At 38.2% G+C, this 14,040-nt stretch carries 17 protein-coding genes; 9 read left to right on the top strand and 8 right to left on the bottom strand.

Annotated features, from left to right (window positions below; all coding sequences use genetic code 11):
- Positions 1-5: 5 nt before the first annotated feature.
- Positions 6-386, bottom strand: coding sequence for a preprotein translocase subunit SecE (gene secE / locus CXF74_RS02715; RefSeq protein WP_101080861.1), 381 nt, complete (start codon positions 384-386; stop codon positions 6-8).
- A 357-nt stretch (positions 387-743) separates the two neighbouring features.
- Here secE and CXF74_RS02710 point away from each other — a divergent pair, with 357 nt between their 5' ends.
- From CXF74_RS02710 to CXF74_RS02700, 3 genes are all read left to right on the top strand, one after another.
- Positions 744-1,745, top strand: a complete 1,002-nt coding sequence (locus CXF74_RS02710; protein WP_101080860.1) for a DUF2860 domain-containing protein — start codon at positions 744-746, stop codon at positions 1,743-1,745.
- Positions 1,746-1,924: 179 nt separating this feature from the next.
- Complete coding sequence (locus CXF74_RS02705; RefSeq protein ID WP_101080859.1) at positions 1,925-2,767, top strand: LysR family transcriptional regulator; 843 nt, start codon at positions 1,925-1,927, stop codon at positions 2,765-2,767.
- A gap of 166 nt (positions 2,768-2,933) precedes the next feature.
- Complete coding sequence (locus CXF74_RS02700; RefSeq protein WP_198552758.1) at positions 2,934-5,000, top strand: alkyl/aryl-sulfatase; 2,067 nt, start codon at positions 2,934-2,936, stop codon at positions 4,998-5,000.
- Positions 5,001-5,129: 129 nt separating this feature from the next.
- Here CXF74_RS02700 and CXF74_RS02695 read toward each other — a convergent pair whose 3' ends face one another.
- Together CXF74_RS02695 and CXF74_RS02690 are read right to left on the bottom strand one after the other, a co-directional pair.
- The gene (locus tag CXF74_RS02695; protein WP_101080857.1) at positions 5,130-5,612 is read right to left on the bottom strand and encodes a GNAT family N-acetyltransferase; all 483 of its coding nucleotides are present in this window, start codon (positions 5,610-5,612) and stop codon (positions 5,130-5,132) included.
- Complete coding sequence (locus CXF74_RS02690) at positions 5,588-6,259, bottom strand: alpha-ketoglutarate-dependent dioxygenase AlkB family protein (RefSeq protein ID WP_198552757.1); 672 nt, start codon at positions 6,257-6,259, stop codon at positions 5,588-5,590. The genes CXF74_RS02695 and CXF74_RS02690 overlap by 25 nt, the downstream gene beginning before the upstream one ends.
- Before the next feature lie 274 nt (positions 6,260-6,533).
- Between CXF74_RS02690 and CXF74_RS02685 the strand changes: the two genes are divergently transcribed.
- A complete protein-coding gene (locus CXF74_RS02685; protein ID WP_101080856.1) occupies positions 6,534-7,370 on the top strand; it encodes a hypothetical protein in 837 nt (278 codons plus the stop codon).
- 107 nt (positions 7,371-7,477) lie between these two features.
- On the opposite strand, the gene CXF74_RS02680 is transcribed toward CXF74_RS02685, so the two are convergent.
- A complete protein-coding gene (locus CXF74_RS02680; RefSeq protein WP_101080855.1) occupies positions 7,478-8,389 on the bottom strand; it encodes a permease in 912 nt (303 codons plus the stop codon).
- 123 nt (positions 8,390-8,512) lie between these two features.
- Between CXF74_RS02680 and CXF74_RS02675 the strand changes: the two genes are divergently transcribed.
- Both CXF74_RS02675 and CXF74_RS02670 read left to right on the top strand, forming a co-directional pair.
- Complete coding sequence (locus tag CXF74_RS02675) at positions 8,513-8,818, top strand: ArsR/SmtB family transcription factor (protein WP_101080854.1); 306 nt, start codon at positions 8,513-8,515, stop codon at positions 8,816-8,818.
- A gap of 84 nt (positions 8,819-8,902) precedes the next feature.
- On the top strand, positions 8,903-9,400 hold the full coding sequence (locus tag CXF74_RS02670) for a hypothetical protein (RefSeq protein WP_101080853.1): 498 nt from the start codon (positions 8,903-8,905) through the stop codon (positions 9,398-9,400).
- 78 nt (positions 9,401-9,478) lie between these two features.
- On the opposite strand, the gene CXF74_RS02665 is transcribed toward CXF74_RS02670, so the two are convergent.
- Positions 9,479-9,952 (bottom strand): GreA/GreB family elongation factor, encoded by a 474-nt coding sequence (locus CXF74_RS02665; RefSeq protein ID WP_101080852.1) that lies wholly within the window; start codon positions 9,950-9,952, stop codon positions 9,479-9,481.
- A 232-nt stretch (positions 9,953-10,184) separates the two neighbouring features.
- Between CXF74_RS02665 and CXF74_RS02660 the strand changes: the two genes are divergently transcribed.
- Positions 10,185-10,658: a hypothetical protein gene (locus CXF74_RS02660; RefSeq protein WP_101080851.1), complete on the top strand. Its 474-nt coding sequence runs from the start codon at positions 10,185-10,187 to the stop codon at positions 10,656-10,658.
- A 101-nt stretch (positions 10,659-10,759) separates the two neighbouring features.
- Here the strand turns inward: CXF74_RS02660 and CXF74_RS02655 are convergent, their stop codons facing one another.
- From CXF74_RS02655 to CXF74_RS02645, 3 genes are all read right to left on the bottom strand, one after another.
- Entirely contained in the window at positions 10,760-11,326 is a 567-nt protein-coding gene (locus tag CXF74_RS02655) for a GNAT family N-acetyltransferase (protein WP_101080850.1), read from the bottom strand.
- A gap of 258 nt (positions 11,327-11,584) precedes the next feature.
- The gene (locus tag CXF74_RS02650) at positions 11,585-12,376 is read right to left on the bottom strand and encodes a helix-turn-helix transcriptional regulator (protein WP_101080849.1); all 792 of its coding nucleotides are present in this window, start codon (positions 12,374-12,376) and stop codon (positions 11,585-11,587) included.
- 46 nt (positions 12,377-12,422) lie between these two features.
- Entirely contained in the window at positions 12,423-13,127 is a 705-nt protein-coding gene (locus tag CXF74_RS02645; RefSeq protein WP_101080848.1) for a VC0807 family protein, read from the bottom strand.
- 180 nt (positions 13,128-13,307) lie between these two features.
- Between CXF74_RS02645 and CXF74_RS02640 the strand changes: the two genes are divergently transcribed.
- Together CXF74_RS02640 and CXF74_RS02635 are read left to right on the top strand one after the other, a co-directional pair.
- On the top strand, positions 13,308-13,562 hold the full coding sequence (locus tag CXF74_RS02640) for a hypothetical protein (RefSeq protein ID WP_101080847.1): 255 nt from the start codon (positions 13,308-13,310) through the stop codon (positions 13,560-13,562).
- Between the two features lie 48 nt (positions 13,563-13,610).
- Positions 13,611-14,018 (top strand): GNAT family N-acetyltransferase, encoded by a 408-nt coding sequence (locus CXF74_RS02635; RefSeq protein WP_101080846.1) that lies wholly within the window; start codon positions 13,611-13,613, stop codon positions 14,016-14,018.
- The last annotated feature ends 22 nt before the right edge of the window (positions 14,019-14,040 follow it).

Genomic DNA, 14,040 nt, shown 5'->3' with positions numbered 1-14,040 from the left:
TAAACTTAAATAGACGTGGTAATGAAAGCAACAACACGAACAAATATACCATCAAGTCCCCACAGTACTAAACCAACGATGGTTGATACTGCAAGAATAATTAGTGTTGTTTGTATTGTTTCTTGGCGTGTAGGCCAAACCACTTTACGTACTTCTAAACGTGAATCTTGTGCAAAACCGACAAATGTTTTGCCTTTCTCTGTTAGCGCTGCTGATAACACTGCTAATGCAGCCATTACAAGTAGAATCAGAACACGTGCAACCACATGAACAGTTTCTCCAAACATGTAATTACCAACGATAATAGCGACTAATAAAACAATGGTAACAGCCCATTTTAGTCCGTCCATTGAACTACTGTTGCTTTCTGTATTTGTTGCGTTCATAACTCATCTATCCAGTGTTAAATATTAATAATACTTATCAACAAGCCAGCCAATAAGTACGGCAAAAAGCTAAAAAGCTTTGAGCCTAAAAATAAAGCACGTCAGTATAAGGATTTTTCCACCTTTTGTAACGTGATAATCATTAGTTTTATCAAAAATCCTGCTTTAAAGCTGTTAAACCTCCGTTTTAGCACAAAATTAATAAAAGCATCATATGCGATCTATGCGCACATTTAACAGTTATAGCAGTGTTTTTGTCAAAATATCTTCATAGTTTGTTAAAATAAACATTACAAATGCTAAATTTACATATAAAATACAGTGGAATCTATAATAACTTAATAATTAGGAATACAAATGTCCAAACTGCTCAACACAATCTTATTAATGGCCAGCGCTGCATTAGTCCCCTCTACGCAAGCGCGTCCTCTTGATAAAGAGCCAGGCTTTGGATTAACACTCGCTTTTTATGCAGGTTCTCGTAACGTCGAATCACAATTTACAACACACGAAGATAACGAAGTAACTAATAATCTAACTAACTCAGGGGAGTCTTTACAAACACCTATCATCTTCCCACTGGGTCGTATTCAATATACTTTTGATTCTTTACAAACTCAGGTGTATTTAGGTAACAGCCAAGACCAAGTTGCAACAGCGCGTTTTCAATATGAGCTAGGTTTCATCCACCAGTTCAAAAACCAAACTAAAATCACTGTCGCTTATTTCCCAGAACTTTCTATGTTTAACGATACGTGGGAAGACCCTTTTTTAACGGATCAAGCACGTGAAACAACAAAAGAATCAACGGGTGGTGGTCGTATTGCAATCGAGCAATTATTTGGTGGTCCGTTTGCATTTAAATACGCTTACGCAGCTAACGATGTAGAAAATGAAACAAGTGGTTCAAGCCGTACAGATCTTACACCTGGAGATATGCAAAGCTTAGAGCGTGACAGTGCGTTTCATCGTGCTGAAGTAGAAGTGGTGATACCGGTTACTGCTATGATATATATGCGCCCTTCACTAGAATATACAGTGCGAAATGCAGATGGCGAAGCGAATAGCTACGACGAATATACTGCGCAACTTTCTGTACTTGCAAGGCAAGGTAAACATACTATTGTTTCAACAATTAGCTTAGGTATGAAACAATTTGATATTATCAACCCTGTATTTAATGTAAAACAAGATTCAACTAGCCTACGCTTCTTCTCTATCTATAGCTATAAGCAGCCTTTTGATTGGGAATCGTTTAGCTTTAATATCATGGCAGGTTATAGCCAAGAAGATTCAGACATCGACTTTTATGATGAAAGCAGCTTCATCATTGCAACAGGTCTGACGTACAAATACTAAGGTACTCACCCTTAGTCATAGTTATACCCGTTAACGTATCTCGATAACGGGTATAACTTGTTTCTATTAACAAGCTTTACGCATTCCCCCCCGCTCTGTGACTCCCTGTATGATCTCTCAAAGAGATGCTATTATCTTTACCGTCCCTCAACAAGCGAATCACAGTAATGGAATGATGCATGACCGACTTTGATATGAACCTAATCAAACCTTTTGTAAAAGTTTATGAATTAAACTCTATTACTAAAACAGCTGAGTTATTAGAGGTGTCTCAACCAGCCATCAGTGGGTCTATTAAACGTCTTGAAAACTTCTTAGGTTATCCATTATTTATTCGTAGCGGGCGTAATTTAAGCCCAACCCCAAATGCACAAAGCTTTTATGATCAAGTCTCCTCCGTGCTAGATATTGTTGATAATGCGTTAGGCAATAAAGAGCGTTTCATTGTTTATGCACCAGAAAGTATTTTACTTAAACTCAGTGATATTCACGATATTCAGCTAATAGAATCGCCTGATAGTGAAGACGATACCTTTAACGATTTACGCATGCGTAAAATTGACATCGCGATTGATAACATCACCCAGCAAGATAATAGCTTCTGCTTTGAATTAGTACGTAAAGAGCACCTTAAATTAGTCTGCTGTAAAAACCATCCGAGTGTCGGTGATAGCATTACCATGGAGCAATATTTACAGCTAGGTCATGTAGCCATGAAGCTCGTACGTAACAAACTGCGTGCAGTTGAATATTTTGCTAAAACAGCATTAAAAAAGCGTGATATTAGAGTGCAGGTTTCAAGCCCAGCCAATATGATGCTCGCCGTACAAAACTCTGATTATATTGCGGCTATTCCAGAAGGACTTTGTCATATTGCCGATTCTTTAGGGCTAAAAGTACTTGAACCGCCTTTCACTATGAAATCAATCGACTTCCATTTGATTTACCACAAACGTTATCTAAAAGATAAAAACCACCAAGCCCTACGAACGCTAATCAAAAATAAACTCATTAATTTTTAACCCCTCTCCCTTCATAAGCACTGCTTATACTAAGCATAACTACTACCCCGTTCATTTATCTACCGTGACTGTTTATTATCTCTACATCGAAGCAAACCTCATAAGAGAATCTTATGAATTAAGACTTCCAATGATTTTAATAAACAATTATTTAACTGGTGATATTATGAAAAAAACTACATTAGCTCTCGTTATTTCGTCTATTTCATTTGCTGCTATAGCAGCCGATCATGACCACGCACACTTAAGCACAGTGGGAGAACAAGGTGGTAAAGACGCGACTAAAGCAACCATCGAATACAATACTGAATTTGCAAAAACACTGAACTTTAAAGATGTACGTTCATTTGATAATAATAACCGCGGTTTGATTGCAGAGTTTGACCAAGCAACCGGTGATATTATTCGCAATAGCTTTAATTTTATTGATGCTAATGTGGCAAACGCGGATAACGCACCAGATTCAGTTAACCCATCATTGTGGCGCCAAGCAGTATTAAACCAAGCAGCAACAGGCCTATACGAAGTGGTACCGGGTAAAATCTACCAAGTACGTGGCACCGACTTATCATCAATTTCATTTATCAGAAGTGATAGCGGCTGGATTGTTTACGATGTGTTATTAACCAAAGAGTCAGCGGCACAATCACTGAAATTCTTCCAAGAAAATGTACCAGAAGCCGGTAACTTACCGATTGTAGCGATGATCTACTCACACTCTCATGCAGATCATTTTGGTGGATCTCGCGCAATCCAAGAAGCATTTCCAGATGTAAAAGTGTACGGCTCAAAAAACATCACCAAAGAGATAGTTGATGAGAATGTATTAGCGGGTAATGCTATGTCTCGTCGTGCAGCTTATCAGTATGGTGCAACTTTGAATCGCCATGAACACGGTATTGTAGATGCAGCGCTCGCTAAAGGTTTATCAAAAGGTGAAATCACTTACGTATTACCCGATTACGAATTAAACCATAACGACGAAATTGAAACATTAGTGATCGACGGGTTAGAAATGAAATTTATGGATGCATCGGGCACAGAGGCGGCTTCAGAAATGGTCACCTTTATTCCCAGCATCAATACATTATGGACAGGTGAACTCACTTACCAAGGCATGCATAATATTTACACCTTACGTGGCGCTAAAGTACGTGACTCATTAAAATGGTCTAAAAAAATCAATGAAATGCTCGTCACATGGGGAGCACAAACAGATGTTTTATTTGCATCACACTCAGCGCCAATCTGGGGAAATACAGAAATTTCTGAGTACCTCAAAATGCAACGTGACGCTTATGGCTTTACCCATAACCAAACATTACGTTTAGCGAATGATGGTTATGTTATGCAAGACTTAGGTGACAAAATCTACGAAGTGATGCCTGAGAGTATTCAGCAAAGCTGGCACACTAATGGTTACCACGGTACTTATTCACACAATGCACGTGCGGTTTACAACATGTACTTGGGTTACTTTGATATGAACCCTGCAAACTTAAACCCGCTACCTATCAACGCAGAGTCTGTGAAGTTTGTTGAGTACATGGGTGGCAGTGAAATGATTGTTGAAAAAGCACAGGCTGATTTTGCTAAAGGTGAATACCGCTTTGTAGCAACCGCGTTAAATAAAGTGATGCAAGCAGAGCCAAACAATAAAGAGGCACGTAAATTATTGGCAGATACGTTTGAGCAATTAGGTTACCAATCTGAAGGTGCAGGCTGGAGAAATACTTACCTAACCGGCGCACAAGAGCTACGTGTAGGCACCATGCCAGGTAACCCTAAAACAGCTTCTGCAGATGTATTAGCAGAGATGAGCGTTGAAAACCTATTAGACTTCTTCGCAGTGAAAGTGGATTCTGTTAAAGCGCAGTACACACCCTTTACGCTAAATGTTGTCATCCCGGATAGCAAAGAAACCTACTTTGTTGAGATGTCTAACGGTAACTTAAACAACATCAAAGTAGACAAAGCATTAAAAGCAGATGCAACTTTATACATCAACGATGCAGATATTACTAAAATCATCTTAAAACAAACTAACTTAAAAGCATTATTTGAATCTAAAGAAGCTGGTTTAAAAGGTGACAAAGAAACATTAAATAAACTGCTTGCTTCATTAGTTGAATTTGATGAAACATTTGAAATTGTACCGCGCCCAGCAAAAGGCCAGGAAGTGGATGCGCAGTTATATGAAACCACTGAAAAACATGAAGGTCACAAACACTAATAACGATTTTTGAGTTAGCACCCACGACTCAAGCCAGCTTCTAGCTGGCTTTTTTGATCGCTCAAACTGCACCAAGAAAAGCCTGCTCAGATAAACACTCAATCATCGATGTAGAAGAGATAAACTTTCTTAGAGCGCTTTTAACATCCATACATCACAACCACTATGCTCTGTTTCCGCTAAGGGTTGTGTTAAATGCTTAAAACCTAATCCTTCATACAAACGAATAGCCGGTTGCATATTCGATAACGTATCAAGATAACATTGCAAATAACCCTGCGATTTAGCATACGTCAAACAAGACTCTGTTAATGTTTTTCCAAGGCCTAAACCGCGGCTCTCTGGTAACAAAAATAACTTACGTAATTCACAGACCTTTTCATCATCTGCAAATTGAGCAATGCCACAGCCCCCTACGACTTTTCCATCAATAAGCGCCACCAAATACAAGCTATTATCGCAATCGTGGTAATGCTCGCTCATGCAAGTCACTTCCAGATCAGAAGGACCAAACCCCTCACCAATCGCACCATGTTCAGCACCTACCGCTTTAATAATGTCACCAACGATGGCATCGTACTGTTTGCCTATTGGGGTGATTTGAAAATCCATGTGCCCTTCCTTATTAACGGAGATAAAAACTTATTTTCTGCAGGCATCAATCTAAAGGTTAAATTAATACGTGCGTTCATAGGACGTTTTGTTTTTGGGATTGCGTGTTGCCAAAAATGTTGCAAACAACCATCCATCAATAACAACGAATTATTCGTTAAATCCACTTTCAAACTATTGTATGTTTGCTGATTGTGTTTAACCAAAAAGCGCCTTGTTTCACCTAAACTGTAGGAAGCAATAACAGGGTTAATACCTAAGATCGGCTCATCATCAGCATGATAACCAACACTGTCATTTTCATCGCGATATAAATTAGCCAAAATGCAGTTGAACCGATAACCCGTTTCTTGCTCAATTTTATCTTTCAAAAACTGCAAACTAGCAGTCAAAGGCATTGCCTTTGCGATCGCCTGATAGCCACCGTCGGCCAATACGCCATATTCACCGTACCAACAAGTCAATCGAGGCTGTTGATAACGTTTGCCATAAACAGAAATCATCTCTTCTTTCCATTCACTGTCGGTTAATAACTGGTTAAATAAGTTTATTGCTTCATTTTCAGTGAGAAAATTATCCCAATAAGTTATTTTCCCATCGTTATCCAGCACCGTAATAGGGATATTTTCAAAATCAAAGAGTTGCACAATAATGACCTTCATAAGTAAAAAGTAGCGATAAACAGATAAAAAATATTACCAGGCTATTATCTAATCAAAATAACCAACAACAGGCAATCTTTCTATTTCGCCTCCACTAAGAGGCGCACTGAAAACACTTTGACTGCGCTGTTATTCACTTCTAACATTAAAATAATCGAATTTTATCTTAATCAAAATTGCCAGCTTGCTGATAAAAAGCCTCGTTAATTTGTAGTCGATGCGCTTACAGCAATCTCAGTACACAAGATGAGGAAGCGCGATGAAAAAAACTTTTTTATACCTACTCATTACCGCTATTTTCCTCTCGACCTACTTTTCTGAAAAAGTGGAAGCACAAGTCATCACCTTACAGATTCCTATTCTTGAAGAAAATCCTCATCAACATAAATTCTTTCATGAGCTACTCGAAACGGCCATTAAAGAAGCGGGCCATACGCCAAACTTAATCGTGCAACACCTGCCTCAACTTAGAGTTAAAAGCTACCTCGGCAAAGGAATACTTAGCTTATATTGGATGATTGAATCAGAACAAAGAGATAAAGACTATATTGCGATTGAAGTAGGCATCACTAATAAATTAATAGGTAAAAGGTTGTTATTAATTAACCCCGCAGACCAGCACCTTTATAACCATGTGACCGACCTTGATAGTTTTAGAAAATTAAACCTAGAGGCAAATTTAGGGAAAAAATGGTTTGATGCCACCGTGTGGGCGGCCAACGATCTTCGTTATAGTGAGCATGCAAAGTGGAAACAAATCTTTGCCATGATTGCACAGGGGTCTCGGCATCATTATTTTCCGAGAGGCATCAACGAAATTATTGGCGAATTAGAGCAACACCCTAATTTAGCGATCGAAAAAAATCTGATGCTTATTTATGATCGAGATTTCCGATTTTATCTCAGTAAAACAGGCCCTAATGCAGGTAAACAACACCAGGAAATATTAACCATCGCATTAGAAAATGCACAGAAAAATGGTCTCATTGAGCGTTTAATCATGAAGCATTGGTCAAAAAGCTTAAACCAGCTGAACTACGATGGCAGAATAAAAATACGCTTAAAAACACCAAACAATGCTTCCGATGGCCAATGAAATACAGTGATATTACCTAAGACTCATTAACAAAAAATCCCCCTCGCTGAAAGTTCAACGAGGGGGATTTTGCTTTTACCATTCAAATTAGAGTTTATTGGTACTTATCAGAAGATAAATGAATACAAGTAACCTGCGCTGATTGCCATAAACAGAATGACAAACAAGAAAGCGGCAATCATTTGATTTTTAAAGATAGATTTAAGTAAAATCACTTCCGTTAAACTTGCTCCTGCACTACCAATAATCAGTGCCATTACCGCCCCAAGTCCCATACCTTTTGCCGCTAATGCCGCACTTAATGGGATAACCGCTTCAGCACGAATGTACAATGGAATACCAATCACAGCAGCAACCGGAATAGCAAAAAGGTTATCTTCGCTAGAAATACTTGCTACAAACTCCGTTGGCATAAAGCCATAGATAAGCGAACCCACTGCAATACCACCGATTAAATAAGGAAGCACTTTTTTAAAATCAGTCCACGTTGTGTCCCATATTCTTTTCCATTTGCTGACTGGCGCTTTATTGCCACCACAACTTGAAGCACAACCCTTTGCTTGTGGCGCGATATAAGCTTCTTCTCTGACATATTTTTCAAAACCTAATTTTTCTAATGTAATGCCGGCGATAATTGAAATGCCCATTGCTATTACAAAATAAAATAGCGTTACTTTCCAACCAAAGGTCACTGCAAAGAGTCCAATAATAATCGGGTTTAATAACGGACTAGCAAACAAGAAAACCATCATCGTACCAAAACCAGCCCTCGCTCTTAATAACCCCTTTAAGAATGGGATAGTAGAACAAGAACAAAAAGGGGTTATCGCCCCTAAAAATCCGGCAATTAAATAACCTTTACCATGCTTACCACTGAGAATACTTTGAATTTTTTCTGGTGGGATATACTCCTGAAGTACACCAACCAAATAACTAATTAATAAAAATAGTAACGTTAACTCTACTGCTAAAAACAGGAACATATTCACTGTTTCTTTCACCATATTCATATCAAACATAACTTACCTCTCAATTTTATTTTTAATTCTAAATTTCTGGATTGATCGAAATGTACTCCTTAAAACTAGCTTGATCAACATATTTCGAGTATTATCGATATATCATTTTTTAGGGAGAGTTATATGGAAATCGAAATCATCGCTAAAGCATTAAAAGAATTAGGCCATCCAACACGATTAGTTATTTATAAGTCGGTTATCAAAGCAGGATTTCAAGGTATTGCCGTAGGTAGCTTGCAAAGCAAACTTGAGATTCCAGGGTCTACACTTTCTCACCATATCTCAAGTTTGATATCTGCCGGTTTAATTTCACAGCGTCGTGAAAGTAGAACACTTTACTGTGTGGCAGAATATGGAAAATTAGCCTCGGTGATCAGTTTTTTACAAGATGAATGTTGTATAGACGAAGAAAAAGAAACAATAAAGTAACCTAAATCAAAGAGTTCACTTGCACTTATCTCTATCCTTTTTTAACAAATAAAGGCACAGATAGGCCGATATCATGAGGTATTTATGCAACTGCTCTCGAACAAAAATGCACAAGAATTTTTAATCATTCATGAACAACAGGGTGATCAAATTGTTGCACAATTTGTGGACTCTTTAGGTAATACACAGGGTAAGTCTTTCACTGAAAAACTATCTAATTTATTAGATGTTGGATGGAATCACTGCAATGCAGCCATTGCGATTGGATTAGAAAAATTTAGAGCCGGTGAAACAAACAGTGCAGACGTGAGTTATGCACTGCATCAAATTTTTCCGCTTGGGCGAAAAATAGGCTTACCCAATGGTCAAGTAGGCAGTATTGCCAGTTACGCAAATACTCATGCCGATGGTTATTATATGTACCTAGAAATTGATGGGGTTTTACAACGATTAAAAATGAATGCTCGGTGGAGATTATTACCCAGCGATAAATTATTAGCGTTACCCTACTATCCCGCGCCGTTCACAAAAGAAGAAAAAGCGACAATTCTCGAATTCGATCAATGGGCCGGAGGTTATTAAACAGAGCCAGTATTCAACAGACTCTGTCTTAAACACAGTTTTTAAATAAAACGAGTGCTAACAAAGTGGGAAACAGGATTAATGAATTTCCATCATCTCATAACTCATCTGTTTACCCGCAATATTCACATTCACTTCTTGCCCAACTTCGGCTTGATTAATCGCCTTGCCTAAAGGTGAACTCACAGTAACCACAACAATGGTTTTGTCATTAAAGACAATTTTCAGCCCACCGGCTGCAGGACCAAAAAACAGCCATTTTTCCTGGTCGTTTTCATCTAATAACAACACTAATGCACCGCTTTTCACTTTCTCAGAGGCGAGATGATTAAGCTTTTTGAAACATTGAATATCAGCCGTGCACTGCTCAACACGTTTCGATTGCCCTTGCGCTAAATAACCCGCTTCAAGCGCTAATGTATCGTATTTATTTTCGGGGATATTCGCCTTATCAGAAGCAGTCGCATGTGCACGTTTGACGGCATCAACAGCAATTTGCTGCACTCGGTTGAGTTCAATTAATAATGTGTCTAATAACAACTGTTTATTCATGCTCAGCTTAATATTGAAGGTGAAAACCTGATGATAACAAATAATAACTAAACAACGCCAAACAGATGTTCTTTAGTCATTATTTGTTAACACGAGCGCTTAACAATGAGCGATAAACGACAATACAGATCAGGGATTTGTTAAGTATTTGATTTTTATTTGCATCAAACCCTTGTCGGTCATATTATGTCATTGGAGATAAAAAGAAAGAAAAAAACTAAGGAGAGGGAAAATGCCAACATTTCATTTTTTTGAAAAAGACGACGTTATTTTACATTTGAATATTACCAGTCACACTTTTGAAGTTGAAAAAGAACAACTGTCAGCACAAGGATTCAAGCAACTAGGTGATGCAGTAGAAGCCGCAAATAGTCAGCTAGCATACGATCAATTTAATAATATTCAATCTGGTAAAAAAGCAATATTTCACTTTTTCGAAAAAGATGAGCTGATATTACATTTGAATATAGATAGCCCCTCTTTCTTAACAGAAAAAGAGCAACTTGTTGAACAAGGGTTTGAACGCATAGGTGATCCTGTGCACGCCCAAACTAATCAACAAGCACATCAAAAATTTAAACAGATGCAATTAGATGAAATGAATACATCAACGACCTTTCTTGGCGCGGCAACTTCAGGCGGAGCGGGTAACTTCCTTCATTTTGTCAGCAAAGTTAAAGAAAAAAGTGAAGCGAATAAAAAATAGAATAATGAGTGTGAGTAATCCTCAAACCGATAAATACTTTATTAAAAAAGCGTTTATCGGTTGTCTCAAACACAAGCAATAAACGAAGTGCCGCATTTCGTTTATTTGCTCAAGCCAAAGTACAATCTATCTTCTAAGCCCTGCTCGGTCTTGTAATAATGTTTAGACAGCCCTTCTTGTGCATAACCACTTTTTAATAACACACGATAAGAGCCTTCATTAGAGGCGTAACAGTCAGCGGTAATTTTATGTGCTCCTAATGTTTCAAAAGCAAGTTGGCTAACTAATTGACAGGCATGTGTTGTGATACCTTTTCCCCAACTTTTTTGCGGTGCTTGATAACCAATTTCATAATTCCCTGCCAACATAGCCACCTGCGTTAAACCAACCATGCCGGCAAATTGGTTTTCTTTATCCAACACAATGAAGACCAAATTATCAGCCCACACACCTGCTTTAATCGCCGTACTTATTTCATCGATCATCGGATTAAAATAACCTTCATAGACCTCTGCTGGCGCAGGTGCAAAAAAGAGATATTCGGTCACTTTAGGATCATCAAGCATCAGTTTGATAGCGTCTAAATCTTGCGCTTGGATCAAACGTATCTGATAATCTGAAAATAATGGGATGGTCTGGCCAGCTTTAAGTTGTTTAATATTATGCATCTGTTTTCCTTATAAATAACCAATCGGTTATGCAGTAAAAACAGTATAGATAACTAAAAAACAGATTTATTGAACATTTGCGACAACTTTTGTTTTATAGCAAACGAAACTCACCACGAAGCGCGGCACTACACAGAGAACACGAAGAAAATCTAAAGGTGGCTCCATTTATTTTTATTTCTTGGTGAACTTCATGCCTTCGTAGTTAAGTGCTTTTGATGTTAGTCTTTGACCTTACTTAAAGCTGACCGCTTGCTTCTAATCCTCAAAATCACCATATACATCAATGGTTAAATCACGTTGATTAAGGTAGTTGTTCGGGGATAAACCAATTTGCTGTTTTAGATAACGAATCAAATGTGGTTGGTCGCTAAAACCAAATTGCGCTGCAATCTCTGCCCAATTTTGTTTCTGTTGCCCTTGCTGATAAAGGTAAGTGACTAACAACTCTAAACGTTGCATGGTTTGATATTGCTTGAGGGTTAAGCCGGTTACTTTTAGAAAGTTTCGCTCAAGCGTACGCTTTGAACAAAACAGCTGCTCAGCAAGCTGCTTAATCGTTTTGTTCTTTGCTAATAATTGTAAGCAGTGTTGATTTTGTTGATAGTGTTTATTGATGCTCACCTGTTGACAAAAAGGAAGCAGGCTTTCATCTAACAGTCTGACAACTTCCTGTTGCTCCACATCACCTTTAAATAGGTATGCCTGCAAAAGTAGACACATCTGTTTATTGTTAAAATCTTCCACTTTATTGACAACCACTTGTGGCAATAAACCGGCCAAGGCAAAAGCAGCGCCGGGTAAAAATTTCACACCAATAATCGAGAAAGCATGACTATGATGCAGCTGTGTACTTTTACTCGCGGGGTGTAAAAGGTGGCAACCTAACCCCGCACTTTGACTTACATCTTGGCTATATAAATAAGGCTGTTCCTGCCCTGCAATAATCAAATGCATCGCGGGGTTAGCAATCAGCTTAGGGTGTAATTCAACCACGTCTTCAGATGATTTTTCTAAATACCAATAACAATCAATAAATTGCTTTAGCACTGGGTTATTAGATTACACCTTCCATGTTTTCATCAGTGCTAATCGCCTATTTTTTCAATTTTCCAGCCATCACATCATCTAATTTGAATCCTGTTAAATCACTAATAGTGCGCCATAAATAATAAAAAATGCCTAACATCATGATCATCGATGGCAATGCAATCATCGGATAGCTATATAACGTCAGTTTACCTAATTGCGCATTAAACTCAGGCGTACCAGCAGGGCTAGTAACCAGCCACTTAGCGAGGATGTAATTCATGGTTGCTGAAAAGGCAAAAGAACAGGCCACCAAATAAGTGGCTTTCATCAGGCGTTTTTCAAAAAATGCAGTGCTATTACGCTCTTGTAGTTTTTGCTTTATTTTTTCCACATCCATAATCTCAGGATTAAACAACAAGGCTTTGACCAAGGGATAAGGCGTAAAAGTAGAAATTAACACACCAATACCTATGGTAGCAGGAATCGCAGCCTCTTTAATCGCAAGCCATTTTGTATCTAACTCAAATAAACCGATACCACCGGTTAGCAACACACTGACTAAACCTAACAACGCGATAAAGTTAAACTTACGGTACTTAATTAATTCGAATAATCCCCAAGCCAGTGGAAAGGCCAGCGCAGCAATGAGTCCGCCACTAGGCCCAAGATCAGAGTCACCGCTAAATTTCATTAGGATAACTGACGGAATAATAATGCTCACCAGCATGTCAATCAGTGGACGAGGTCTATGTGCTACTTTGTTAGTCATGATAAGTACTTTTTAGTTAAAAGGTAAAAGATAAAAGTTAAATAGAGGGTGATTTAACGAATGAATAACACTAACACAAAATAACGTTCGCTTACGATAACTATGCCAAGCGCTTGGTTATCAGCTCGCAACGCTTTAAACTTAACAGATTACTAATCTGTTGTTTATTAAGGACCATCCATGAAAGCTTTCCTTTTTTACATCATGAGCACTTTTAGGTGGCTCATTGTTACTTCCTCAAATATCGTCTGTGCGTTGATGATTTTTGCGTTGATTTTTTCATTCACCAATAACACATCAAACCAGATAGGTAATCTAGTCATCACCTTTATTGTGGCACTGTTGTTTGCTCTCTTTTCATGGCACTACGACAAACTGCTTAACCGAGTCGCGCCAAAAGATAATGAAAACGAGCAAGCAGATAACAGTGAATAAAACAACTAATCACACCAATTTAATAAAAGATACAAGGTCAGACTTACCATGAAAACTATCTACCAATTTTCCGAGCCGCAGATAAAACAAGTTCATCAGTTATACAAAACGGTTTGGTGGGCAAAAGACCGTTCCTTAGAAGAAGTAACCGCTTGTATCAAAGGGTCGCAAATTTGTATTGGCCTGCTTGATGAGAACCATGAGCTTATCGCTTTTACGCGCATCATCAGTGACTTTATCTACAAAGCGATTATCTTTGATGTCATTGTTTGTGAAAGCCAGCGTGGCAATGGTGTGGGGAAAAAAATAATGGGCCTGATTAAAAACCATGAACAGCTAACAAAAGTAAAACACTTCGAGTTATATTGCCTGCCTGAAATGGAAGCTTTCTATTCAAGCTTTGGTTTTTCAACAGATGTCGGTGGCATTAAATTAATGCGCAGTGTGAACACGTAATAATATAACCACCGTAAGGGAT

This window comes from Psychromonas sp. Urea-02u-13 (assembly GCF_002835995.1).
Lineage (GTDB): Bacteria > Pseudomonadota > Gammaproteobacteria > Enterobacterales > Psychromonadaceae > Psychromonas.
The sequence above is the reverse complement of the archived record's forward strand: the minus strand, read 5'-3'. Positions and strand labels throughout refer to the sequence as shown.

What these genes read in the sequence shown, in the direction of transcription:
- CXF74_RS02635 (WP_101080846.1), top strand. Translation starts at nt 13,611, where the DNA reads ATGAAAACTATCTACCAATTTTCCGAGCCGCAGATAAAACAAGTTCAT.
- CXF74_RS02695 (WP_101080857.1), bottom strand. Translation starts at nt 5,612, where the DNA reads ATGGATTTTCAAATCACCCCAATAGGCAAACAGTACGATGCCATCGTT.
- CXF74_RS02685 (WP_101080856.1), top strand. Translation starts at nt 6,534, where the DNA reads ATGAAAAAAACTTTTTTATACCTACTCATTACCGCTATTTTCCTCTCG.
- CXF74_RS02660 (WP_101080851.1), top strand. Translation starts at nt 10,185, where the DNA reads ATGCCAACATTTCATTTTTTTGAAAAAGACGACGTTATTTTACATTTG.
- CXF74_RS02665 (WP_101080852.1), bottom strand. Translation starts at nt 9,952, where the DNA reads ATGAATAAACAGTTGTTATTAGACACATTATTAATTGAACTCAACCGA.
- secE (WP_101080861.1), bottom strand. Translation starts at nt 386, where the DNA reads ATGAACGCAACAAATACAGAAAGCAACAGTAGTTCAATGGACGGACTA.
- CXF74_RS02675 (WP_101080854.1), top strand. Translation starts at nt 8,513, where the DNA reads ATGGAAATCGAAATCATCGCTAAAGCATTAAAAGAATTAGGCCATCCA.
- CXF74_RS02705 (WP_101080859.1), top strand. Translation starts at nt 1,925, where the DNA reads ATGACCGACTTTGATATGAACCTAATCAAACCTTTTGTAAAAGTTTAT.
- CXF74_RS02645 (WP_101080848.1), bottom strand. Translation starts at nt 13,127, where the DNA reads ATGACTAACAAAGTAGCACATAGACCTCGTCCACTGATTGACATGCTG.
- CXF74_RS02700 (WP_198552758.1), top strand. Translation starts at nt 2,934, where the DNA reads ATGAAAAAAACTACATTAGCTCTCGTTATTTCGTCTATTTCATTTGCT.
- CXF74_RS02640 (WP_101080847.1), top strand. Translation starts at nt 13,308, where the DNA reads ATGAAAGCTTTCCTTTTTTACATCATGAGCACTTTTAGGTGGCTCATT.
- CXF74_RS02655 (WP_101080850.1), bottom strand. Translation starts at nt 11,326, where the DNA reads ATGCATAATATTAAACAACTTAAAGCTGGCCAGACCATCCCATTATTT.
- CXF74_RS02670 (WP_101080853.1), top strand. Translation starts at nt 8,903, where the DNA reads ATGCAACTGCTCTCGAACAAAAATGCACAAGAATTTTTAATCATTCAT.
- CXF74_RS02710 (WP_101080860.1), top strand. Translation starts at nt 744, where the DNA reads ATGTCCAAACTGCTCAACACAATCTTATTAATGGCCAGCGCTGCATTA.
- CXF74_RS02680 (WP_101080855.1), bottom strand. Translation starts at nt 8,389, where the DNA reads ATGTTTGATATGAATATGGTGAAAGAAACAGTGAATATGTTCCTGTTT.